Origin of the sequence: Pseudomonas putida (assembly GCF_002741075.1) — a bacterium.
Taxonomy (GTDB): Bacteria; Pseudomonadota; Gammaproteobacteria; order Pseudomonadales; family Pseudomonadaceae; genus Aquipseudomonas; species Aquipseudomonas putida_T.
Genome location: NZ_CP016634.1, coordinates 4,026,168 through 4,048,320 on the forward strand (window position 1 = coordinate 4,026,168; position 22,153 = coordinate 4,048,320).

The 22,153-nt window shown below is 61.7% G+C and carries 21 protein-coding genes; 9 read left to right on the top strand and 12 right to left on the bottom strand.

What is annotated here, in order from left to right; all coding sequences use genetic code 11:
- Positions 1-11: 11 nt before the first annotated feature.
- The gene (gcvT, locus tag IEC33019_RS18810; RefSeq protein ID WP_070093211.1) at positions 12-1,133 is read left to right on the top strand and encodes a glycine cleavage system aminomethyltransferase GcvT; all 1,122 of its coding nucleotides are present in this window, start codon (positions 12-14) and stop codon (positions 1,131-1,133) included.
- 345 nt (positions 1,134-1,478) lie between these two features.
- Positions 1,479-1,691 (top strand): cold-shock protein, encoded by a 213-nt coding sequence (locus IEC33019_RS18815; protein WP_043210709.1) that lies wholly within the window; start codon positions 1,479-1,481, stop codon positions 1,689-1,691.
- Positions 1,692-1,747: 56 nt separating this feature from the next.
- Here the strand turns inward: IEC33019_RS18815 and IEC33019_RS18820 are convergent, their stop codons facing one another.
- The gene (locus tag IEC33019_RS18820) at positions 1,748-2,953 is read right to left on the bottom strand and encodes an ISL3 family transposase (RefSeq protein WP_081337476.1); all 1,206 of its coding nucleotides are present in this window, start codon (positions 2,951-2,953) and stop codon (positions 1,748-1,750) included.
- A gap of 142 nt (positions 2,954-3,095) precedes the next feature.
- Here IEC33019_RS18820 and IEC33019_RS18825 point away from each other — a divergent pair, with 142 nt between their 5' ends.
- Positions 3,096-3,584, top strand: coding sequence for an RDD family protein (locus tag IEC33019_RS18825; protein ID WP_070093212.1), 489 nt, complete (start codon positions 3,096-3,098; stop codon positions 3,582-3,584).
- Positions 3,585-3,701: 117 nt separating this feature from the next.
- Here IEC33019_RS18825 and IEC33019_RS18830 read toward each other — a convergent pair.
- From IEC33019_RS18830 to lptF, 3 genes are all read right to left on the bottom strand, one after another.
- A protein-coding gene (locus tag IEC33019_RS18830) for an IS3 family transposase (RefSeq protein ID WP_099593083.1) occupies positions 3,702-4,921 on the bottom strand; the annotation gives its coding sequence in 2 pieces (ribosomal slippage) (positions 3,702-4,573 and positions 4,573-4,921; 1,221 coding nt in all).
- A 107-nt stretch (positions 4,922-5,028) separates the two neighbouring features.
- Positions 5,029-6,090 (bottom strand): LPS export ABC transporter permease LptG, encoded by a 1,062-nt coding sequence (lptG, locus tag IEC33019_RS18835; RefSeq protein WP_070092986.1) that lies wholly within the window; start codon positions 6,088-6,090, stop codon positions 5,029-5,031.
- Positions 6,083-7,198 carry an LPS export ABC transporter permease LptF gene (lptF, locus tag IEC33019_RS18840; RefSeq protein ID WP_070092987.1) on the bottom strand — a complete coding sequence of 372 codons (1,116 nt, stop codon included), beginning with the start codon at positions 7,196-7,198 and terminating at the stop codon, positions 6,083-6,085. The genes lptG and lptF overlap by 8 nt, the downstream gene beginning before the upstream one ends.
- Positions 7,199-7,469: 271 nt before the next feature.
- On the opposite strand from lptF, the gene IEC33019_RS18850 reads away from it, so the two are divergent.
- The 5 genes from IEC33019_RS18850 (at position 7,470) to rlmF (ending at position 13,889) form a co-directional block, all read left to right on the top strand.
- Positions 7,470-8,960, top strand: a complete 1,491-nt coding sequence (locus tag IEC33019_RS18850) for a leucyl aminopeptidase (protein ID WP_070092988.1) — start codon at positions 7,470-7,472, stop codon at positions 8,958-8,960.
- A gap of 46 nt (positions 8,961-9,006) precedes the next feature.
- Complete coding sequence (locus IEC33019_RS18855; protein ID WP_070092989.1) at positions 9,007-9,435, top strand: DNA polymerase III subunit chi; 429 nt, start codon at positions 9,007-9,009, stop codon at positions 9,433-9,435.
- 5 nt (positions 9,436-9,440) lie between these two features.
- Complete coding sequence (locus IEC33019_RS18860) at positions 9,441-9,809, top strand: DNA polymerase III subunit chi (RefSeq protein ID WP_070092990.1); 369 nt, start codon at positions 9,441-9,443, stop codon at positions 9,807-9,809.
- A gap of 187 nt (positions 9,810-9,996) precedes the next feature.
- Entirely contained in the window at positions 9,997-12,843 is a 2,847-nt protein-coding gene (locus tag IEC33019_RS18865) for a valine--tRNA ligase (RefSeq protein WP_099593842.1), read from the top strand.
- A 107-nt stretch (positions 12,844-12,950) separates the two neighbouring features.
- Positions 12,951-13,889, top strand: a complete 939-nt coding sequence (gene rlmF / locus IEC33019_RS18870; RefSeq protein WP_070092992.1) for a 23S rRNA (adenine(1618)-N(6))-methyltransferase RlmF — start codon at positions 12,951-12,953, stop codon at positions 13,887-13,889.
- A gap of 173 nt (positions 13,890-14,062) precedes the next feature.
- Here rlmF and IEC33019_RS18875 read toward each other — a convergent pair whose 3' ends face one another.
- Positions 14,063-14,344: an HU family DNA-binding protein gene (locus tag IEC33019_RS18875; protein WP_043210728.1), complete on the bottom strand. Its 282-nt coding sequence runs from the start codon at positions 14,342-14,344 to the stop codon at positions 14,063-14,065.
- 394 nt (positions 14,345-14,738) lie between these two features.
- Here IEC33019_RS18875 and yejK point away from each other — a divergent pair, with 394 nt between their 5' ends.
- Complete coding sequence (gene yejK, locus IEC33019_RS18880) at positions 14,739-15,746, top strand: nucleoid-associated protein YejK (protein ID WP_070092993.1); 1,008 nt, start codon at positions 14,739-14,741, stop codon at positions 15,744-15,746.
- Between the two features lie 32 nt (positions 15,747-15,778).
- On the opposite strand, the gene IEC33019_RS18885 is transcribed toward yejK, so the two are convergent.
- From IEC33019_RS18885 to hisG, 7 genes are all read right to left on the bottom strand, one after another.
- A complete protein-coding gene (locus tag IEC33019_RS18885; RefSeq protein WP_070092994.1) occupies positions 15,779-16,084 on the bottom strand; it encodes a GIY-YIG nuclease family protein in 306 nt (101 codons plus the stop codon).
- Between the two features lie 46 nt (positions 16,085-16,130).
- Positions 16,131-16,604 carry a nuclear transport factor 2 family protein gene (locus IEC33019_RS18890; RefSeq protein ID WP_070092995.1) on the bottom strand — a complete coding sequence of 158 codons (474 nt, stop codon included), beginning with the start codon at positions 16,602-16,604 and terminating at the stop codon, positions 16,131-16,133.
- Positions 16,605-16,691: 87 nt separating this feature from the next.
- Positions 16,692-17,972 carry a CynX/NimT family MFS transporter gene (locus tag IEC33019_RS18895; protein WP_070092996.1) on the bottom strand — a complete coding sequence of 427 codons (1,281 nt, stop codon included), beginning with the start codon at positions 17,970-17,972 and terminating at the stop codon, positions 16,692-16,694.
- A 13-nt stretch (positions 17,973-17,985) separates the two neighbouring features.
- The gene (locus IEC33019_RS18900) at positions 17,986-18,633 is read right to left on the bottom strand and encodes a FadR/GntR family transcriptional regulator (protein ID WP_070092997.1); all 648 of its coding nucleotides are present in this window, start codon (positions 18,631-18,633) and stop codon (positions 17,986-17,988) included.
- A gap of 376 nt (positions 18,634-19,009) precedes the next feature.
- A complete protein-coding gene (gene hisC, locus IEC33019_RS18905) occupies positions 19,010-20,053 on the bottom strand; it encodes a histidinol-phosphate transaminase (protein ID WP_070092998.1) in 1,044 nt (347 codons plus the stop codon).
- 2 nt (positions 20,054-20,055) lie between these two features.
- Positions 20,056-21,381 (bottom strand): histidinol dehydrogenase, encoded by a 1,326-nt coding sequence (gene hisD / locus IEC33019_RS18910; protein ID WP_070092999.1) that lies wholly within the window; start codon positions 21,379-21,381, stop codon positions 20,056-20,058.
- Between the two features lie 125 nt (positions 21,382-21,506).
- Positions 21,507-22,142 carry an ATP phosphoribosyltransferase gene (hisG, locus tag IEC33019_RS18915; RefSeq protein WP_043213301.1) on the bottom strand — a complete coding sequence of 212 codons (636 nt, stop codon included), beginning with the start codon at positions 22,140-22,142 and terminating at the stop codon, positions 21,507-21,509.
- Positions 22,143-22,153: the final 11 nt, after the last annotated feature.

A 22,153-nucleotide genomic window follows, 5' to 3' on the forward strand; every position in this document is an offset into this window, starting at 1 on the left:
AGGAGTCACCGATGTCCGAAACACTGCAAAAGACCCCCTTGCACGCCCTGCATCTGGAACTGGGCGCACGCATGGTGCCGTTCGCTGGCTATGACATGCCGGTGCAGTACCCGTTGGGCGTGCTCAAGGAGCACCTGCACACCCGCGAGCAGGCTGGCCTGTTCGACGTCTCGCACATGGGCCAGATCCGCCTGCGCGGCAGCGACGCGGCCAAGGCCCTGGAGTCCCTGGTGCCAGTGGACATCATCGACCTGCCGGTGGGCATGCAGCGCTACGCGATGTTCACCAACGAACAAGGCGGCATCCTCGACGACCTGATGGTCGCCAACCTGGGCGATGACGAACTCTTCCTGGTGGTCAACGCCGCCTGCAAGGATCAGGACCTGGCGCACCTGCAAAAGCACATCGGGACACGCTGCGAGATCCAGCCGCTGTTCGAAGAACGCGCCCTGCTCGCCCTGCAAGGCCCGGCGGCGGTCAAGGTACTCGAGCGCCTGGCGCCGGAAGTGGCCAGCATGACGTTCATGCAGTTCCGCCCCGTCACCCTGCTCGGTGCCGAATGCTATGTCAGCCGCTCGGGCTACACCGGTGAAGACGGTTACGAGATCTCGGTCCCGGTTGCCGACGCCGAAGCCTTGGCCCGCCGACTGCTGGCCGAGCCCGAAGTACAACCGATTGGCCTGGGCGCCCGTGACTCGCTGCGCCTGGAAGCCGGCCTGTGCCTGTATGGCCACGACATGAAGACCTGCACCACGCCAGTGGAGGCCAGCCTGCTGTGGGCGATCTCCAAGGTACGCCGCGCCGATGGCGAACGCGCCGGTGGTTTCCCTGGCGCCCACGCCATCTTCGAACAACAACGCCAAAGTGTTGCCCGCAAGCGTGTTGGCCTGCTGCCGCAGGAACGCACGCCGGTTCGCGAAGGCGCACAGATCGTCGATGCCGATGGCCAATCGGTCGGCGAAGTCTGCAGCGGTGGTTTCGGCCCGACCCTCGGCGCACCGGTCGCCATGGGTTATGTCGAGACCGAACATGCCGCGCTCGATACCGCATTGTTTGCTGTTGTGCGCGGCAAGAAGGTTCCCCTGAAGGTCAGCAAAATGCCTTTCGTTGCGCAACGTTACTATCGCGGTTGATTGCACTGGAGGCAGGTTCGTCATATTCGTTTTCGAACCTGCCCAATAACTTTTGAACATAGCGCCAGGCCAGGCGCCACGCCGTTTCCGACAATTTTGTCGGTTATCGGAAAAACCCTGAATTCCGGCGGTCTGGAGGGCTTGTTTTTGTCGGCAGAGTTAGCGTAGAGTCACTGCACTGTGTTTGCATGGGTCGCAACAGTTCGTGACCTGGGCCAGTAGCTGCAATCTGCTACAACCCGTTCGACGTCTCTTACTTTCCTGCAACCCAGCCCGGTAATCTTTTATATCGATAGATATGAAAGTAACTGTCATCAAAAATTAAGCTTCATAGGAAACAAGACAATGGCTGAGCGTCAGAACGGTACCGTCAAGTGGTTCAATGACGAGAAAGGTTACGGCTTCATCACCCCAGAGAGCGGTCCGGATCTGTTCGTGCACTTCCGTGCCATCGAAGGCAACGGCTTCAAGAGCCTGAAAGAAGGCCAGAAAGTCTCCTTCGAAGCCGTGCAAGGCCAAAAAGGCATGCAAGCTGACAAGGTTCAGGTCATCGCCTAAGCGAGATCCAGACTTCCAAAAGCCCCTGCCAAGTGCAGGGGCTTTTTTTTGGTTCCTCACGGATTGCCGGGAAAGTCATTCTTGATCTTCATGAAAAAGAATTCGCTGTCCCGGTAGCCGTAGGCCATCCGTTTGATGACCTTGATCCGGTTGTTAATCCCTTCCAACTGCCCGGTGTGCATGGGCCATCTCACCCTGCTTAGGATGCCGCGCCAGTAGCCCTTCAGGCGTTTAGCAAACTGCTTCAGCGCCGGTATGGCGCTTTCATCAGCCAAGCGAAGCCACTGCTTCCAGGCTGACCGCCAGCCCCAGGCGGTGGTGGGCGACCAGAGCACTTTGAGTTCGGCCTTCATCAGATAAACCGTCATCAACGACTGGTTGGCGGCCAGCAGATCCTGCAGACGCACTTGCTGGTCTTCGCGCTTGAGGTTCTCAGGGTTACGCAGCAGGAGCCACCGTGCTTGCTTGATGACCTTGCGTGCAGGCTTGTCATGCCGCAGGCGATTGGCCTCATCCACTCGCACTCGGTCAATCACCTCTCGACCATATTTGGCGATCACATGAAACAGGTCATAGACCACGCGTGCCTGAGGGCAATGTTGGCGTACCTCCAGGTCAAATGCGGTGTTCATGTCCATTGCCACTGCTTCGATCCGCGCACAGCCCTCCGGCCCCAGCTCTTCAAAAAAGGGTCTGACAGCAACTCGGCTACGGCCTTCGCCAATCCATAGCACCCGGCGGGTATCGGCATCCAGCACCACGCTGGCGTAGCGATGCCCTTTGAACAGGGCGAACTCATCCATCACCAAGCGCCTGGGCTGCGCCTTCGGCAGCTTCTCTAATGCAGCTTGTAGCGCGCGTCGCTCCAGCAAGCGCACGCTGTCCCAATGCAATCCAAACAGCTCGGCAACGTGCAGGGTGGGCAGTCTTTGGCAAAACTTGATCACCGCTTCGGCCAAGCGCTTGGTCATGCGCGAATAGCGGTCAAGCCAACAGACTGACTCCATTCGCTTGCCGCATGTACTGCAACCGACGCGCCGCAGTTCCACATTCAACCGCACCGCGCGGCCAAGGATGGGCAGGTCACGGATTGAGCGCTGGCAGTATTCGTGGATGCTGGTGCTGGGCTGATTGCAGCCGCTGCAGGTGGGAAATCTGGTGGACTGTGGGGTCACGTCGATCAGCAGGTCGTCGCCGTCAGATCGGATCGCAGTGACAGAAAAGCCCTCCCAAAAGGGCAGAAACGTATTAATATCGTGCACAAGAGCGCCGGTTTGTGGATGTGTTTGTTCGCACTAACATCATCCCTCAAACCGGCGTTTTTGTTTCTGTCTTTCCCGGGATTCCGTGAAGAACCTTTTTTTTGCCCGTAGAATAGCGGCTTCGTCACACGGAGCGTCCTGCATGTCCAAGCCCCTGCTCACCCCTCAGGGTGACTTCCCCCCGGCCGGCCTGGGCCGTCGCCTGGCCGCCATGTTCTATGACTTCCTTCTGTGTACCGCCCTGCTGATCGTGACGGCAGGCGCCTACAAGATGGTGCAGATGTGGATCATCGGCGAAGCGCGCATGCGCGAACTGACCGAGGCAGGCGCCTTGGATGGCGATCCACTGTTGTCGACCCTGCTGCTGTTCGCCCTGTTCGGCTTCTTCGCCAAGTTCTGGACCCACGGCGGCCAGACCCTGGGCATGCAAGTGTGGGGCGTGCGAGTGCAGAATGCCGATGGCAGCGCGATCAGCCTGTGGCAGGCGCTGCTGCGCTTTGTCGTTTCCATCGCCTCCTGGCTCTGCCTGGGGCTCGGGTTCTTCTGGGCGTTGGTCGATAAGCGCAAGCGTGGCTGGCATGACATCTATTCGGACACGCAGCTAGTGCGTGTGCCCAAGCGCAAGCCGTAATTCTCTGGGGCGGCTGCGCACCCCATCGCAGGCTTCGCCAGCGCCTAAAGGATCGCCACAATCCTCCGTGTCTAGTCCTGAAATAGGTTTACACCTGTTCAGGTAGGCCGACAGGCCTCAAAACGCCCGATGCACAGCATCGGGCGTTTTGTTTTTCAGGGCCATATGAGGCCGTTCTGTGTTGTAGATCTGCACTGCCTCGTCAACCATCTGTCTCGCTTGCTCCAAATCTGCAGGGCTACTCAACAGCAGCTCCATCTTGAGGATTCCGTTGATTCGCTCGGCCAGCGCGTTCTGGTAGCAGTCATACCCATCAGTCATGGAGCACTGAACGCCGTGCCGTTGATGCAGTGACTGGTATAGCGCCGAGCAATATTGGATGCCTCGATCCGAATGGTGGACTAATGGCTGGCGACGACGTCGCTTTCGTAGTGCCTGCTTGAAAGCTTGCGCCACTGACTCGGCATGCAGGCTTTCATGGACGTGGTGGCCAACGATTTTCCTGGAGTACGCATCCGTTATCAGGCTCAGGTATAGCGGGCCGTTACGTGCGGGCAGGTAAGTAATGTCGGCCACCCAGACATGTTCCGGCCTTGTCGGAACAATCTGGCTTGGCCCGGGCTTGAGTAAGTTGGGGTGGCGGTAGAAGCGATGAAAGCTTTGTGTTGTCTTGTGGTAGGCCCGCTTAGGCAGTACGAGCAAACGGCGCTCTCCCAAGACTTGGAACAGCCTATCTCGGCCGATCTGGAGTCGTCTGTCAGGCTGGCAATGCAGCAGATAGTGCAGCTTGCGTGTACCCAGACGAGGCTGGCGCATCCGGACTTGCTGAACAAACTTAACCACCCGGTCTGCCTGGCGCTCTTTGCCATCAGCGGCTCGGTTGCGTTTGTAGTAAGCCTGTCGACTGATGCCTAGAAACTGACAAGCCCTGGCAATGCTCAGTCCTGCGACTTGACCTTGCGAGAGGACTTGCCGGATCGCTTTTTTACGACCGAAACACCATAGTCATTTTTCAGAACATCGACGACCGTCTCGAAGAACTGGGCCTTCTGGCTCATCAGCTCAAGCTGCTGCTCAAGCTCTTTGATCCGCTGCTCTGGAGTGAGCGGTTTGGGGTCAGACATCGCGCAGCTCCTCTCGGCTCGGATCGATGCCCCTTGGCTCCAATCCTGCCGACCGTGCTTACGCAACCATACCAGAACCGTCGATCGACCCTGGATGCCATACCGTTCCTGGGCCTGGCCGTAGGTCATCTCGCCTTTTTCAATCTGATCAACCACCGCCAATTTAAAAGACAGTGAGTAATCTCGCTGTGTGCGCTTTACACCTTGCTCCATCTGACTCTCCGGAAATTCGGGATGGGAGGTGTAAACCTTATTCAGGACGGGACACCGACCACAAAAAAGCCGACCCTAGGGTCGGCTTTTTCATGTCACTCAGGCCATCACCCTGCCCGGCGCAACAACCACACGCCGGCCAGCGCACAGATACCGGCCGGAATCACCACCGCCAGCAGCGGTGGGAAGCCGAACACCTGGCTGGAAGGGCCCAGCAGGTCCTGGCCAATACGGAAGACGAAGCCCACCAGCACACCGGTGAACACACGCTGACCAAGGGTCACGGAGCGCAGCGGGCCGAAGATGAAGGAGATCGCCATCAGCACCAAGGCCGCGGTCACCATCGGCTGCAGCACCTTGGTCCAGAATGCCAGCCAGTAACGGGCGTTGTTCAGGCCCTGGTCGGACAAGTAGTGAATGTAGTCCCACAGGCCAGTGATCGACAGGGATTCCGGGGCCAGGATCACGGTGTTGAGCAGTTGCGGGGTTACCGACACGTCCCAACGCTCCTGCGGCGCCTTCACCACCTCGGTGTGGTCGCCACGGAAGTAGGTGGTAGCGACATCGCTCAGGACCCAGTGGTCCTCGTTGTACTGCGCACGGCGTGCAAAGCTGGAGGTCACGATATGACGCTCGGCGTCGAAGCGGTAGCGGGTCACCCCCAGCAGCAAACCGTTGGGCTGCACCGAGTTGATGTGCACGAACTCTTCGCCCTGGCGGTGCCACATGCCACGCTTGGAGCTCTGCGCATCACCGCCGCCCTGAGCCAGGGAACGCTCGGCCTGGGCCTTGTTTTCGGTGACAGGCGCCACGTATTCGCCGATCAGCAGGCCGACCAGCATCAGCACCAGCATGGGCTTCATCACCGCCCAGACGATACGCCCGATGGACACACCAGCGGCGCGCATGATGGTCAGCTCGCTGCTGCTGGCCAGGCTGCCCAGGCCGATCAGGCAGCCGATCAGCGCAGCCATCGGCAACATCTCGTACAACCGGCGCGGTGCGGTGAGCAATACGAAACTGCCAGCATCCATCACGGTGTAGGTATCGCTCAGGTCGCTCATCTCATCGATGAAGGCGAACAGCGAAGCCAGGCCCAGGATGATGCCCAGCACCGCCAGGATGGCCAGGAGCACGCTCTGGCCGACGTAGCGATCCAGCTTAGCCATGGGCCACCTCCGTACGACGGGCGGCACGCTTGAGCTGCAACGGCTCCCAGTACATCAGCCCCAGGCCGATCAATAGGAACAGGCCATGAACCCACCACATGCCCAGGGCGATCGGGATCTTGCCCTTCTCCAGGGCGCCGCGTACGGAAATGAGCATCGTCAGGTAAGCCATGTAAAGAAGAATGGCCGGCAGCAGCTTGAGGAAGCGGCCCTGGCGCGGGTTGACACGGGACAGCGGAACCGCCAGCAGCGTCACGATGAACACCAGCAGCGGCAGGGACAGGCGCCATTGCAGCTCCGCCTGCTCGCGCAGGGTGTTCTTGCCGAACAACTCGGACGTCGGGATGGCTTCACGCTCGGTCACTTCCTCGCTGACTTCCGGCTTGGGCAGCAACACGCCGTAGGTGTCGTACTTGATCGCGCGGTAGTCGGCCTGGCCGGGGTTACCGTCGTAGCGATAGCCGTTTTCGAGGATCAGGTAACGGTTGCCGTCGGCCTGCACTTCCTGGTGGCCCTTCTCGGCGACCAGTACCGAAGGCGCACGGTCCTTGGTCTTGTCCTGGTTGAAGCGTTTCTCGGAGATGAACACACCGCTGAGATTGACGCGATCGTCCGACAGCTGCTCGGTGTAGGTCACCCGAGAGCCGTCGCGCAAGGTCTGGAAGCGCCCAGGCACCAGGGTGTCGAACTCGGTGAGGGCATCCTGCTGATTGATGATCTGCTGCACCTGGGCGACGCCCTGGGGCGCCAGGCTCAGGCTCAGCCAAGCTACCAGCAGGGCGACCAACGCGGCCGGCGCCATGGTCAACGCCAGTAGGCGCTGCTGGCTCATGCCGGTGGCCGAAAGCACGGTCATCTCGCTTTCCAGATAAAGCCGGCCATAGGCCAGCAGGATGCCGAGGAAAAGGCCCAGGGGCAGGATCAGCTGCAAGAAGCCCGGCAGACGGAAGCCCATGATCAGGAACAGTACGCTCGGGTCGAGCACACCCTGGGCGGCCTGGGCCAGGTACTTGATGAAGCGTCCGCTCATGATGATCACCAGCAGCACGGCGCTGACGGCGCTCAAGGTCACCAGGACCTCGCGGGACAGATAACGAAAGACGATCAAACCAGACACTCCTGGGTTGTCAGGGGCGCAGAGCCAAACAATGACTTGCCGGTTCGCCGACGGCGAACCTCCATATAAAGTGCGCGCATTATCCTGTGATTGGCCGCGCCTGTCACTTGGCCGCGCATGACGGCACATGTCGGGGTTGTCATCCAGGTTCCCCCAGGCTCAAACTGGCAGCTTTTCAAGTGGCACGCGACCTTGCGGCCACGCCTGTTTCGAGCGCTTGCACGAGACTGCGCCAACTGACAGATCATTCGGGGACCCTGACATGGAACTGGTTGTAAAAAGTGTAGCCGCCGCCTCCTTGAAAACCGCCACCTTGGTGCTTGCCGTCGGCGAAGGACGCAAGCTCGGCGACCTCGCCAAGGCCGTCGACCAGGCCAGCAATGGTGCCATCAGCACTGTGCTCAAGCGCGGCGATCTGGCTGGCAAGCCAGGCCAGACCCTGCTGCTGCAGAGCCTGCCGGGCCTCAAGGCCGAGCGCGTGCTGCTGGTCGGCAGCGGCAAGGAAGCGCTGGGTGATCGCAGCTGGCGCAAGCTGGTCGCCAGCGTCGCCGGTGTGCTCAAGGGCCTGAACGGCAGCGATGCGGTGCTGGCCCTGGATGACGTCAGCGTCACCGGCCGCGACGCCCACTACGCCAAATACCGCCTGCTAGCCGAGACCCTGCTCGATGGCGAATACGTCTTCGACCGCTTCAAGAGCCAGAAGGCTGAACCCCGCGCCCTCAAGAAAGTCACCCTGCTGGCCGACAAGGCCGGCCTGGCCGAAGTCGAGCGCGCCGTGAAACACGCCAGCGCCATCGCCTCGGGCATGTCCTTCACCCGCGACCTGGGCAACCTGCCGCCGAACCTGTGCCACCCGACGTTCCTCGCCGAACAGGCCAAGGAGCTGGGCAAGGCTCACAAGAACCTCAAGGTCGAGGTACTGGACGAGAAAAAGATCAAGGACCTGGGCATGGGCGCGTTCTACGCCGTGGGCCAGGGCAGCGACCAGCCACCACGGCTGATCGTGCTCAACTATCAGGGCGGCAAGAAGAGCGAAAAACCGTTCGTGCTGGTCGGCAAGGGGATCACCTTCGATACCGGTGGCATCAGCCTCAAGCCCGGTGCCGGCATGGATGAGATGAAGTACGACATGTGTGGCGCGGCCAGCGTGTTCGGCACCCTGCGTGCTGTCCTGCAGCTGCAACTGCCGATCAACCTGGTGTGCCTGCTAGCCTGCGCCGAGAACATGCCCAGCGGTGGCGCCACGCGCCCGGGCGACATCGTCACCACCATGAGCGGCCAGACCGTCGAGATCCTCAACACCGACGCCGAAGGTCGCCTGGTGCTGTGCGACACCCTGACCTACGCCGAGCGCTTCAAGCCCCAGGCCGTGATCGACATCGCCACCCTGACCGGTGCCTGCATCGTGGCCCTGGGCAGCCACACCTCGGGCCTGATGGGCAACAACGACGAACTGGTCGGCCAACTGCTCGATGCCGGCAAGCGCGCCGACGACCGCGCCTGGCAGTTGCCGCTGTTCGACGAGTACCAAGAGCAGTTGGACAGCCCCTTCGCCGACATCGCCAACATCGGTGGCCCGAAGGCCGGCACCATCACCGCAGGTTGCTTCCTGTCGCGCTTCGCCAAGGCCTACAACTGGGCGCACCTGGACGTAGCCGGCACCGCGTGGATCAGCGGCGGCAAGGACAAAGGCGCCTCGGGCCGCCCGGTCCCGCTGCTGACCCAGTACCTGCTCGACCGCGCCAACGTGTGATGCCACAAGGCCGGTGGCGCTCGCGCTACCGGCCGGCAGACCAAACATGAGCAAAGTCGACTTCTACATCCTGCCCACCGATTCGTTGTCCGCTCGCCTGGATTTCGCCTGCAAGCTGTGCGAAAAGGCCTGGCGCCTGGGCCATCGGGTCTACCTGCACTGCCAGGACGCCGAGCAGCGCAATGCGCTGGACGAGCGCCTGTGGCACTTCAAGGGCGAAGCCTTCGTTCCGCACGACCCTGCCGAGGCCAACGCCGATGCTGCGGTAGCGCTGGGGCTGGGGGACGACGCCGGCGCCCACCGTGACCTGCTGATCAACCTGGGCGCCGATGTGCCGGGCTTCATCGGCCAATTCGAGCGGGTGGCGGAGATCGTCGTCGAGGAGCCAGGCATTCGCCAGGCTGCGCGAGAACGATTCCGTTTCTACCGCGAACAGGGCTATGCTCTGCAAGACCACCGCTTACAGCGACTTTGACGACGATGGACAAGCACTCCTCCCTGCCCGATTCCGCTCATCTGCTCGACGACCTGGAGTCGATCCGCCAGTTGCTGGGCGATGCCGATCTGCAACCCCCACTGCTGACCGAAACGGTCGAGCAGATCCCCCTGCTGCTCGACGAGCCCGCAGGCAATACCTTGGCGACGACCGAGCCCCTGCCGGTGCCCTCCCCCGAGGACGATCCGCAGACCCGCCGCCAGGACACTCTGCTGCACCTGGAAGCCGACCTGCGCGCCGCCGCCCAACAGATCATGCAAGACGTGATCAACGACTTCACCCCGCACATCGAGAACGAGATCAAGCGCCGCCTCGATGCGCGCATGGAACGGCTGATCAAGCGCTCTGAATAAGATCCCAGGGCCGCCCAACGGTCCTTTCGCGGCACCAAGGCCGCTCCTACAGGCGTCACGGTCCCTGCACGAGCGGCCTTGTGCCGCGAAAGGGCTGCAAAGCAGCCCCTGCCCCTGTCGCCTCGAACCCCCACCTTGGTTATACTTCCCGGCTTTCCCGAATTAATGCCATAGGGTCCCGCCGCGCATGGATAAGACCTACCAGCCGCACGCCATCGAAACTTCCTGGTACAACACCTGGGAGTCCGAGAACTATTTCGCCCCGCAAGGTGCAGGCGAGTCCTACACCATCATGATCCCGCCGCCGAACGTGACCGGCAGCCTGCACATGGGCCACGGCTTCAACAATGCGATCATGGACGCCCTGATCCGCTTCCGCCGCATGCAGGGCCGCAACACCCTGTGGCAGCCAGGCACCGACCACGCTGGCATCGCCACCCAGATGCTGGTGGAGCGCCAGCTCGAGGCAAAAGGCCAGAACCGTCATGACCTGGGCCGCGAGAAGTTCCTGGAGAAGGTCTGGGAGTGGAAGGATCAGTCCGGCGGCAACATCAGCCGTCAGATCCGCCGCCTGGGTTCGTCGGTAGACTGGAGCCGCGAGCGCTTCACCATGGACGACGGTCTGTCCGAAGCGGTCAAGGAAGCCTTCGTGCGCCTGCATGAAGATGGCCTGATCTACCGCGGCAAGCGCCTGGTCAACTGGGATACCAAGCTGCACACCGCCATCTCCGACCTCGAAGTGGAAAACCACGACGAGAAGGGTCACCTGTGGAACCTGCGCTACCCACTGGCCGATGGCGCCAAGACCGCTGAAGGCAAGGACCATCTGGTCGTCGCCACCACCCGTCCGGAAACCCTGCTCGGCGATGCCGCTGTCGCGGTCAATCCGAACGACGAGCGTTACCAGGCCCTGATCGGCAAGTTCGTCGAGCTGCCGCTGGTCGGCCGTCGCATCCCGATCATCGCCGACGACTATTGCGACCCGGCGTTCGGCACCGGTTGCGTGAAGATCACCCCGGCCCACGACTTCAACGACTACGAAGTCGGCAAGCGCCACGACCTGCCACTGCTGAACATCTTCGACAAGAACGCCCTGGTCCTAGCAAGCGCCCAGGCCTTCAACCTCGACGGCAGCGTCAACGAACAGATCGACACCAGCCTGCCGGCCCAATATGCAGGCCTGGACCGCTTCGTCGCGCGCAAACAGATCGTCGCTGACCTGGACGCCCAGGGCCTGCTGGTCAGCATCGACGACCACGCGCTGAAGGTGCCCAAAGGTGACCGTTCCGGCACGGTCATCGAGCCGTGGCTGACCGACCAGTGGTACGTCTCGACCAAGCCATTGGCAGAACCTGCCATCGCCGCCGTGGAAGACGGTCGCATCCAGTTCGTGCCCAAGCAGTACGAAAACATGTACTTCTCCTGGATGCGTGACATCCAGGACTGGTGCATCAGCCGCCAGCTGTGGTGGGGGCACCGCATTCCGGCCTGGTACGACGAGGCCGGCCAGGTCTATGTCGGCCGCAATGAGGAAGAGGTCCGCGCCAAACACAACCTGGGCGCCGACGTGTCCCTGCGACAGGACGACGACGTTCTCGACACCTGGTTCAGTTCGGGCTTGTGGACCTTCTCCACCCTGGGCTGGCCGGAGCAGACCGAGTTCCTCAAGAAATTCCACTCCACCGACGTGCTGGTCACCGGTTTCGACATCATCTTCTTCTGGGTTGCGCGCATGATCATGCTGACCATGCACCTGATCAAGAACGAAGACGGCACCCCGCAGGTGCCGTTCAAGACCGTGTACGTCCACGGCCTGGTGCGTGACGGCCAGGGTCAGAAGATGTCCAAGTCCAAGGGCAACGTCCTGGACCCGCTGGACATCGTCGATGGCATCACCCTCGAGGCCCTGCTGGAAAAACGCACCAGCGGCATGATGCAGCCCAAGCTTGCCGAGAAGATCGCCAAGCAGACCAAAGCCGAGTTCCCTGAGGGTATCTCCAGCTACGGCACCGACGCCCTGCGCTTCACCTTCTGCTCGCTGGCCTCCACCGGCCGCGACATCAAGTTCGACATGGGCCGTGTCGAGGGTTATCGCAACTTCTGCAACAAGATCTGGAACGCCGCCCGCTATGTGCTGGACAAGGGCGAGGACTGCGGTCAGAACGGCGAAGCCTACGAACTGTCGCTGGCCGATCGCTGGATCATCTCGCAGCTGCAGCGCACCGAAGCCGAGGTGACCCGCCAGCTCGAGCAGTTCCGCTTCGACCTGGCCAGCCAGGCCCTGTACGAGTTCATCTGGAACCAGTACTGCGACTGGTACCTGGAACTCTCCAAGCCGGTCCTGTGGGACGAAAACGCTCCGGTCGAGCGCGCCCGCGGCACCCGCCGCACCCTGGTGCGCGTGCTGGAAGTCGCCCTGCGTCTGGCCCATCCGTTCATGCCGTTCATCACCGAAGAAATCTGGCAGCGCATCGCGCCGCTGGCCGGTATCGAGGGCAAGACCATCATGCTGCAACCTTGGCCGGTGGCCAATGAAAGCCGCATCGATACCGCCGCCGAGGGCGATATCGAATGGCTGCAGCAACTGATGGTCGGCCTGCGCAACATCCGCGCCGAGATGAACATCGGCCCAGGCAAGCCGCTGCCACTGTTCCTCAAGAACGCCAACGCGGACGACCAGCGTCGCCTGCAAGAGAACGAGGCCCTGCTCAAGAAGCTGGCCAAGGTCGAGTCGTTCACCGTGCTCGGCGAGCAGGACGAGGCGCCGCTGTCGGCCACCGCGCTGGTGGGCGACCTGCAGGTGCTGGTGCCGATGGCGGGCCTGATCGACAAAGATGCAGAGCTGGCGCGCCTGAGCAAGGAAATCCAGCGCCTGCAAGGCGAAGTCCAGCGCGTGGGCGGCAAGCTGTCCAACGCTGCGTTCGTCGACAAGGCGCCGCCTGCCGTGATCGAGAAGGAGCGCGCCAAGCTCGCTGAGTCCGAACAGGCCCTGGCCAACTTCACCGAGCAGCATGCACGGATCGCGGCGCTGTAACAGCCGCAGACCTCAGTGATGCCATCGCGGGACAAGCCCGCTCCCACAGGTCAACGAAGGCCGTGTGGGAGCGGGCTTGTCCCGCGATGCTTTTGAGACTTCACCCCATGAATCAAAAACCCACCCTGCACCCGCGTAACCGCCATCAGGGCCGCTACGACTTCCCCAGCCTGATCAAGGCCCACCCAGAGCTGGCCAACTTCACCATCACCAACCCCTATGGCAAGCCGAGCATCGACTTCGCCAACCCCGAAGCGGTACGGGTCTTCAATCGCGCCCTGCTCAAGGCCCAATACGGCATCCAACATTGGGACATCCCCGCCGACTACCTGTGCCCGCCCATCCCTGGACGGGCTGACTACATCCACGTGCTGGCTGACTTGCTGGCCGATGACAGCAACGGTGAGATCCCCCGAGGCGCGCAGGTACGCGCGCTGGACATCGGCGTCGGCGCCAACTGCATCTATCCACTGCTCGGGCACAGTGACTACCGCTGGCGTTTCGTCGGTTCGGACATCGATCCCGTGGCCTTGGCCTCGGCCAGGACCATCGTCCAGGCCAACGGCCTGAACAAGGCCATTGCCTTGCGCCAGCAAGCCAACCGCAAGCACATCCTCACCGGCCTGCTGCAGGACGACGAGCGTTTCGACATCACCCTGTGCAACCCGCCGTTCCATGCCTCCCGCGACGAAGCCACCCGCGGCAGCCAGCGCAAATGGAAGAACCTTGGCAAGCAAGATCCCAAGCGCAAGCTGCCAGTGCTCAATTTCGGCGGGCAGAACAACGAGCTATGGTGCGAGGGCGGAGAGATCCGCTTCGTCACCCAGCTGGTGGAAGAAAGTGCGCAGTACGGTGCTCAGGTGCTGTGGTTCACCAGCCTCGTATCCAAGGCCAGCAACCTGCCCGGCATCGAGGCGGCGCTGAAGAAGGCAGGCGTGAAGGCTCAGCGGGTCGTGGCCATGGGCCAAGGTCAGAAACAGAGCCGCATGGTTGCCTGGAGCTTCCAGGACGATGCCGCACGCCAAACCTGGCATAGCTCACGCTGATGAGCCTTCTTGGATGAACCCACTTTCACAGGCGCTAAGGTACTTTCGCTAAAACCGCTACAGCTGTGGGGGCGGGTTTGCCCGCGAAAGGACGGCAAGCGCAGCCCCAAATCGCAGGCATGAAAAAACCGCGTCCGGACACGCCGGACGCGGTTTCTTCAACGCATCAACAATTACTTGTTGACGGCGTCGTTCAGGACCTTGGCAGGTACGAACTTGACGACTTTCTTGGCAGCGATTTCGATGGCAGCGCCAGTCGAAGGGTTGCGGCCGGTACGGGCAGGACGCTCGGAGACTTTCAGCTTGCCGATGCCTGGCAGGGTGATTTCAGCGCCGTTTTCCAGTTGGTCAGCGACGATCTGGCCCAGTTGCTCCAGGGCGTTACGCGCGGTGGTTTTCGGTGCGTCGATGGCTTCGGCGATATCGGCAATCAGTTGGTCTTTGGTCAATGCCATGGTGGTGTTCCTTCCCTATCAAATTCAGAGTTATGCAGCGTGCCAGGTCGATAATCGGGCCAGCCCCTGAAAAATCCGGCGGGCCGCGCCAATCGCGTATGTAGATACGAAAATCGGCGTTTGGTTCGACACGACCCAAGCGATCTGCCAGCAATGCGCCACCCAAGGGGCACAAGACCGCGCAAAGCTACCACAGGAATAGATAAATATCCGCTGCGGACTTCGATTTTATGCAGGTTTTTCGGGGGTTTTATCGTAAAACGCAAAAAATTGAACAAAAAACGAACAACAGGCATTTACGCCACCATCTGACCACTGCATCGCCCCCTGCCTGGGTTAAACTGAACGACTTTGCAGCGCGGCCTAGCACCGCCCAACCCCGTTCGAGATTTCCATGCCAATCCGTCATTGCATCGTTCACCTGATCGACAAGAAACCCGATGGCAGCCCGGCAGTCCTGCATGCCCGAGACTCCGAGCTCGGCGCCTCCGACGCCATCGAAAACTTGCTGGCCGACCTCAACGACAGCTACAACGCCAAGCAAGGCAAAGCCTGGGGCTTTTTCCATGGCGAGTCCGGCGCCTACCCATTCAGCGGCTGGCTCAAGCAATACCTGGATGAAGAAAAGGACTTCACCGCCTTTAGCCGCGTCGCGGTAGAGCACCTGCAAAAACTGATGGAAGAATCCAATCTCTCCACCGGCGGCCATATCCTTTTCGCCCATTACCAACAAGGCATGACCGAGTACCTGGCCATCGCCCTGCTGCACCACAGCGAAGGCGTGGCCGTGAATGCCGAACTCGACGTCACGCCGTCGCGTCACCTGGACCTTGGCCAGTTGCACCTGGCGGCGCGGGTCAACCTGTCGGAGTGGAAGAACAACCAAAACTCCAAGCAGTACATCTCGTTTATCAAAGGCAAGAATGGCAAGAAGGTGTCGGACTACTTCCGCGACTTCATCGGCTGCCAGGAAGGCGTCGATGGCCCAGGTGAGACCCGCACCCTGCTCAAGGCCTTCAGTGACTTCGTCGAAAGCGAGGACCTGCCCGAGGAGGCCGCCCGCGAAAAGACCCAGACGCTGGTCGACTATGCCACCACCCAGACCAAGCTGGGTGAGCCTGTGACCCTGGAAGAGCTGTCCAGCCTGATCGATGAGGACCGCCCCAAGGCCTTCTACGACCATATCCGCAACAAGGATTACGGCCTGTCGCCGGAGATTCCTGCGGACAAGCGCACCCTCAACCAGTTCCGCCGCTTCACCGGCCGTGCCGAAGGCCTGTCGATCAGCTTCGAGGCACACCTGCTGGGGTCGAAAGTGGAATACGACGAGGAGGCCGGCACCCTGATCATCAAGGGCCTGCCGACCCAGCTGGTCGATCAGCTCAAGCGTCGCAAGGACTGAGCATCGTCCGGGGCTGCAACGCAGCCCCCCAACTACTGCACGGTACCTGCATAAGCTGCCACCAGTGCCTCCTTGGCCGACTTGCGCAGCTTTTTCACCAAGCGCTCCTGACGCAGCGCCTCGCTTTTATCCGGCCACTGCTCCACATATACCAATGCCTGGGCCGGGCTGGTCTTGAAATAACGCGCGCCCTGCCCCTTCTGGTGTTTCAGGAACCGCCTCTGCGGGTCGTCACTGATACCGCAGTACAGCGAACCATTGGCAGCCCGCACCAAGTAGACATACCAGGGTTTCACGCCCCCGCCTGGAAGGTTTTCACACTCTTTTACGTCATTCATTTGAAACCCAAAGGCCCACTTCAGCTACCACGCAAGGAGGCCGTGGCTATACCGCACTTTGCTGATATGCCCGCAACCCCTTGAACGCTTGCTGGCGCACCTTGTTCTGCAGCAGCGGCGACCAGCCGAGCAACAACCCGGGCAGGCCCAGGGCCTGACGCGACCAGCGCCACAGGTCGAAACTGTCGTCATGCTGGTAAATCAGGCCATCACGGATCACGAAGCGGGCATGGATGTCGTTGACCACCGAACGCCCCGTCTGGCTGAACAGGTAGCGCGCCACCCAGTGCGCGCTACCGCCGCTCTGGGTGGCATGGACGTTATCGAAGGTCAGAGAAAAATCCTTGGCACGGGTGCACAGCATCCGCCACATATCTCCCACGTCCCGGCCTCGCAAGGTTCCGAAGACCGGGTCGCTGAAAGTGATGTCATTGCTGTAGCAGGCCACCATGGCCTCGGGGTCCAGGCGCTGGAAGGCTTGGTAGAAAAGCGTGATCAGCTCACGATTGGCGTCGCTCATGGGGCGGACCCTCCCAAGGGGCAAACCTCAACGATAATGTGCCACGCACATGAGCGCCATGCTCATTCGCGCCATGAATGGGACTTGTCACACCTTCTCGCTGACCACCTGCACATGCAACGCCCTCCCGGCCCCCAGGCCGAACAGAATCGCACCGAAGCCCAGCGCCGCGAAGATCCAGCCCACCGCCGCCCAACCTCCGGTCAGGTCGTGCACCAGGCCCACCGCAAACGGCCCAGCGGACGCCAACGTATAGCCAACGCCTTGCGCCATGCTCGAAAGATTCGCGGCCACATGGGAGTCCTTCGAGCGCAGCACGATCAACGTCAGGGCCAGGGCGAACGTACCGCCCTGCCCCAGCCCGAGCACGACGGCCCAGCCCCACAACCCCGAAATCGGTGCATACAGGCAACCGAACAACCCTGCCAGGGTGACCAGCATGACGATGACGATAGCCAGGCGCTGGTCCTTGCCGCGCGTGGCCAGCCAAGGCGCGCTAAGAGAGCTGACCAGTTGCACGATCACCGACCCGGACAACACCAGCCCTGCCTCAGTAGGACTCAGCCCACGCCCGATGAGAATCGAAGGGAGCCAGCCGAACACGATGTACGCCAGTGAAGACTGCAAGCCCATGTACAGCGTGACCTGCCAGGCCAGCGGATCGCGCCACAGGCCGCGAACCTTGTAGGCCACCTTGTGCAGGCCGTGCCCCTGGCGCGCTTGGGGCAACCACACCAGCATCGCGATCAGCGCAGGCACCAGCCAAAAGCCCAGGCCCAGGGCCCAGCTGTCATCGAAGTGGCGCGCCAGGGGTACCGTGGCACCGGCGGCCAGGGCCGCCCCCAGGCACAAGGCCATGGTATAGACACCGGTCAAGGTACCGGCATGCTGTGGGAAGTCTCGCTTGACGATGCCTGGAAGCAGTACACCGATGATGCCGATGCTCGCGCCAGCCATGACACTGCCCAGAAACACGCCTGCCACACCCAGGACACTGCGCAGCAGAATACCCAGCGCCAAGGTCAGCAAGATGCCCAGCACCACCCGTTCACTGCCAAAGCGTCGAGCCAAGACCGGTGCCAACGGAGCGAACAGGCCAAGGCACAGCACCGGCAAGGTCGTCAGCAAGCCCGCTTGGGAAGCGTTCAGCCCCAGCCCCTCGGATACCTGGCCCAGTACCGGCGCCATGCTTGACAGCGCTGGACGTAAGTTCAATGCCACCAGGACCAGACCCAGCAGCAACAGCCAGGGCCGCTGCAGCATCACCGGTTGCTGCTGGACCTGTTCGTCGTCGGCTTCGGCGTCGATCAGCAGCTCTTCGAATTCCCGCTGCTGGGGAGTGGCTTCGTGGGTCGTGGGGTCGGCCATGGGCGTCTCGTTATCAGGATTCGATGAGGGTCCGGCTCAGGTGCTTGGCACGCTCCGGATCACGTTGTTCGATGGCATCCACGATCTGCCCATGCAGGTCGAAGACCGTTTGGCAGCGCGGGGCACTGGTCATATTGAGTTCCAGCGCGTTCGCCACCACGCCGGAAAAATAGCGATAGAGCTCGCTCAACGCCGGGTTGTGGGCGGCGTCGACCAATTGCTGGTGAAAGACCAGGTCGCATTCGACGTAGGTTTTTACATCGCCATGGAAGTGCGCGGCGCTGTTCTGCAGGGCTTGGCGCAGGTCGCGCAGATCCGCGTCGGTGCGGCGCTGGGCGGCCAGGCCGATGGCTTCGGTTTCGAGGATACGGCGGGTTTCGCGGGCCTGATCCGGCGAGCAGCGCGTCATGGCCTGGACGGCCTGTAATGGGTCCTGGGCGGTGCGCAGGTAGCTGCCATCGCCTTGGCGGATCTCGACCAGGCCGCTGAAGGCGAGTACGCGCATGGCTTCGCGGACGGTGTTACGGCTGATGCCCAGCTCTTGGGCGAGTTCAGGTTCTGTGGGCAGGCGTTGGCCGATGGACCAGGTGCCGCTGGTGATGCGGGTGCGCAGTTGGTCGACGGCTTGCTCTACTAGGGAGCGTTTGATGAGTAGGGTCATGGGTAGATCCGGTCATCGGATGAATTTGGGGTAACGATAGCCGGGAAGTTGGGGGTAAGGCAAGGGTTGGGCTTGGGCCTTCAGATCATGTGAATATCCGGTGTTGGTGGGGGCGCCACCGGCGCTTTTCGCCTTTACGGCGACCTACTTTTGCTCTTGGGCAAAAGTAGGCATGGTTACTTTTGGCCAAGACCAAAAGTGACCCGCCGTAAGGGCGGAAAGGTGACTAACCGTCGCTAAATCAAACGGATAAGCCCACAAACCTCAAAACCAACAACCAACAACCAACAAAAGAGCGGAAAGGTGAATCAGCGTCAGCACATCAAACGGACAAGTCCATGCCCGTCGAACCACTAACCCCCATCCACCTACTCACTCACAGCGCATCAAGCAACGCCTGGTTCTGCTCCGGCGTGCCGATGGTAATCCGCAAGAACTGCGCAATCCGCTCTTGCTTGAAGTGTCGCACGATCACCCCCTGCTCGCGCAGGCGCGCTGCCACCTCGGCAGCATCACGCTCAGGGTGTCGGGCAAAGATGAAGTTGGCCGCCGAAGGCAATACATCAAACCCACGGGCCATCAACTGCTCGACCAACGCCTCACGACTTTCGATCACCTTGCGGCAGGTGTCGTCAAAATAGGCACGGTCATCGAATGCCGCGGCCGCACCAACGATCGCCATGCGATCGAGCGGGTAGGAGTTGAAGCTGTTCTTGATCCGCTCCAACGCCTCGATCAACGCTGGATGCCCCACCGCCAAGCCCACCCGCAGGCCGGCCAGGGAGCGCGATTTGGACAGCGTCTGGGTCACGAGCAGGTTGTCGTAGCGGTCCACCAGACTGATGGCCGTCTCACCGCCAAAGTCGATATAGGCCTCATCCACCACCACCACCGAGTCTCGGTTGGCCTGCAGCAACTGCTCGATCGCTTGCAGCGGCAACAGGCAACCGGTCGGAGCATTGGGGTTGGGGAAGATGATCCCGGCGTTGGGCTTTTTATAGTCCTCGATGCGGATCTGGAACTGCTCATCCAGTGGCACCTGCTCGAACGCGATGCCGTACAAGCCGCAGTAAACCGGGTAGAAGCTGTAGCTGATGTCCGGGAACAACAGCGGCGCATCGTGCTGGAACAGGCCGTGGAAGATGTGCGCCAGCACTTCATCCGAGCCGTTGCCGACGAACACTTGCTGGGCTGTGACGCCGTAATAGTCGGCCACCGCCTGCTTGAGCCGGTCCCCATTCGGGTCCGGGTACAGGCGCAGGTTGTCGTTCAACTCGCCCTGCATGGCCGCGAGCGCCTTGGGCGACGGGCCGTAGGGGTTCTCGTTGGTGTTCAGCTTGACCAGGCGGGTCAGCTTGGGTTGCTCACCCGGTACGTAAGGCACCAGGTCCTTGACGAAGGGGCTCCAGAAACGGCTCATGTTCAGTTCCCCTTGGTCTGGGTGAGGATGCGGTATTCAGCACTGCGGGCGTGAGCGGTCAGCGATTCGCCACGGGCCAGAACCGATGCGGTGTGCCCAAGCTCCGAGGCCGCCTGCTCGGAGCAGAAGATGATCGAGGAACGCTTCTGGAAGTCATACACCCCCAGCGGCGAAGAGAAACGCGCGGTGCCGGAGGTCGGCAGCACGTGGTTGGGGCCAGCGCAATAGTCGCCCAAGGCTTCGCTGGTGTGACGGCCCATGAAGATCGCGCCCGCATGACGGATCTGCGGCAGCCACGCCTGCGGATCGGCGACCGACAACTCCAGGTGCTCGGGAGCAATGCGGTTGGCGACGTCCATCGCCTGCTGCATGTCGCGCACTTGGATCAGCGCACCACGGCCATTGATGGATTTCTCGATGATTTCGGCACGCTCCATGGTCGGCAGCAGCTTGGCGATACTGGCGGCGACGCGATCGAGGAAGGCGGCATCAGGGCTGACGAGGATCGCCTGGGCATCCTCGTCGTGCTCGGCCTGGGAGAACAGGTCCATGGCAATCCAGTCCGGGTCGGTCTGGCCGTCGCAGACGACGAGGATTTCCGAGGGGCCGGCGATCATGTCGATACCGACCTGGCCGAACACATGGCGCTTGGCAGTGGCGACGTAGATGTTGCCCGGGCCGACGATCTTGTCCACCTGGGGCACGCTCTCGGTCCCGTAGGCCAAGGCGGCAACGGCTTGGGCGCCACCGATGGTGAAGACGCGATCGACGCCGGCGATGCACGCAGCGGCCAGCACCAGTTCGTTGACCTCACCGCGCGGGGTCGGCACCACCATCACCACTTCGGACACACCGGCGACTTTGGCCGGGATGGCGTTCATCAGCACGGACGAAGGGTACGAGGCCTTGCCGCCCGGCACATAAAGGCCGGCACGGTCCAGCGGCGTGACCTTCTGGCCCAGCACGGTGCCATCCGCCTCGGTGTATTGCCAGGAATCCTGCTTCTGCCGCTCGTGGTAGCTGCGCACGCGGCTGGCGGCCGTCTCCAACGCTTCGCGCTGGGTGGCGGTGATACGGGTCAGGGCCAGTTCCAGGCGTTCGCGTCCCAGGATCAGGTCATCGATGCTCTTGGCCTCGACGCCATCGAAACGCTGGGTGAACTCAACCAACGCAGCATCGCCTCGCTCGCGGATAGCCTTGATGATGTCGAGCACGCGCTGATTGACCGCGTCATCGGACACGCTTTCCCAGCTCAGCAGATGATCCAGATGTCGGGCGAAATCCGGATCAGCGGCGTTGAGACGGGCAATTGCAGTGGACACGGTCATGACGAGGGCCTCGTTTTATTAGCGAATGCTCAGGCGCCCTAGGCTACCAGTCCATCCGCGCGGGCACCCGAGAAAAATGGCTATGACGCGGATAGACGGGCGCGACAGAAAGTCGCGCGCAGAGGTCAGCCGCGGTGTCGCGATTCGACGGCCTGACGCAGGGTGTCGATCAGGCTCTGGATGCGGGCGTGCTGCATTTTCATGGAGGCTTTGTTGACCACCAGACGCGAACTGATGGTCGCGATCAGTTCCTGCGGCTCCAGACCATTGGCACGCAGGGTGTTGCCGGTGTCGACCACGTCGATGATCTTGTCGGCCAGACCGATCAGGGGGGCCAGCTCCATGGAGCCGTACAGCTTGATGATGTCGACCTGACGGCCCTGCTCGGCGTAATAGCGTTTGGCTACGTTGACGAACTTGGTGGCCACACGCAGACGCCCCTTGGGCTCCGGCGCACCGACCGCGCCAGCGGTCATCAGCTTGCAGCGGGCGATCTGCAGGTCCAGCGGCTCGTACAGCCCCTGGCCGCCGTACTCCATCAACACGTCCTTACCGGCCACACCGAGGTCAGCGGCACCATGCTCGACATAGGTCGGCACGTCAGTGGCGCGCACGATCAGCAGGCGCACATCGTCCTGGGTCGTGGGGATGATCAGCTTGCGGCTCTTGTCCGGATTCTCGGTCGGCACGATACCGGCCTCGGCCAGCAATGGCAGGGTATCGTCGAGGATTCGGCCCTTGGATAGCGCGATGGTCAACATGGGAAACGTCG

What these genes read in the sequence shown, in the direction of transcription:
- lptG (WP_070092986.1), bottom strand. Translation starts at nt 6,090, where the DNA reads ATGGCTAAGCTGGATCGCTACGTCGGCCAGAGCGTGCTCCTGGCCATC.
- IEC33019_RS18875 (WP_043210728.1), bottom strand. Translation starts at nt 14,344, where the DNA reads ATGGCATTGACCAAAGACCAACTGATTGCCGATATCGCCGAAGCCATC.
- IEC33019_RS18900 (WP_070092997.1), bottom strand. Translation starts at nt 18,633, where the DNA reads ATGACCCTACTCATCAAACGCTCCCTAGTAGAGCAAGCCGTCGACCAA.
- IEC33019_RS18890 (WP_070092995.1), bottom strand. Translation starts at nt 16,604, where the DNA reads ATGAGCGACGCCAATCGTGAGCTGATCACGCTTTTCTACCAAGCCTTC.
- IEC33019_RS18815 (WP_043210709.1), top strand. Translation starts at nt 1,479, where the DNA reads ATGGCTGAGCGTCAGAACGGTACCGTCAAGTGGTTCAATGACGAGAAA.
- IEC33019_RS18850 (WP_070092988.1), top strand. Translation starts at nt 7,470, where the DNA reads ATGGAACTGGTTGTAAAAAGTGTAGCCGCCGCCTCCTTGAAAACCGCC.
- IEC33019_RS18860 (WP_070092990.1), top strand. Translation starts at nt 9,441, where the DNA reads ATGGACAAGCACTCCTCCCTGCCCGATTCCGCTCATCTGCTCGACGAC.
- hisC (WP_070092998.1), bottom strand. Translation starts at nt 20,053, where the DNA reads ATGAGCCGTTTCTGGAGCCCCTTCGTCAAGGACCTGGTGCCTTACGTA.
- gcvT (WP_070093211.1), top strand. Translation starts at nt 12, where the DNA reads ATGTCCGAAACACTGCAAAAGACCCCCTTGCACGCCCTGCATCTGGAA.
- IEC33019_RS18885 (WP_070092994.1), bottom strand. Translation starts at nt 16,084, where the DNA reads ATGAATGACGTAAAAGAGTGTGAAAACCTTCCAGGCGGGGGCGTGAAA.
- rlmF (WP_070092992.1), top strand. Translation starts at nt 12,951, where the DNA reads ATGAATCAAAAACCCACCCTGCACCCGCGTAACCGCCATCAGGGCCGC.
- hisG (WP_043213301.1), bottom strand. Translation starts at nt 22,142, where the DNA reads ATGTTGACCATCGCGCTATCCAAGGGCCGAATCCTCGACGATACCCTG.
- IEC33019_RS18895 (WP_070092996.1), bottom strand. Translation starts at nt 17,972, where the DNA reads ATGGCCGACCCCACGACCCACGAAGCCACTCCCCAGCAGCGGGAATTC.
- yejK (WP_070092993.1), top strand. Translation starts at nt 14,739, where the DNA reads ATGCCAATCCGTCATTGCATCGTTCACCTGATCGACAAGAAACCCGAT.
- IEC33019_RS18825 (WP_070093212.1), top strand. Translation starts at nt 3,096, where the DNA reads ATGTCCAAGCCCCTGCTCACCCCTCAGGGTGACTTCCCCCCGGCCGGC.
- IEC33019_RS18865 (WP_099593842.1), top strand. Translation starts at nt 9,997, where the DNA reads ATGGATAAGACCTACCAGCCGCACGCCATCGAAACTTCCTGGTACAAC.
- hisD (WP_070092999.1), bottom strand. Translation starts at nt 21,381, where the DNA reads ATGACCGTGTCCACTGCAATTGCCCGTCTCAACGCCGCTGATCCGGAT.
- IEC33019_RS18855 (WP_070092989.1), top strand. Translation starts at nt 9,007, where the DNA reads ATGAGCAAAGTCGACTTCTACATCCTGCCCACCGATTCGTTGTCCGCT.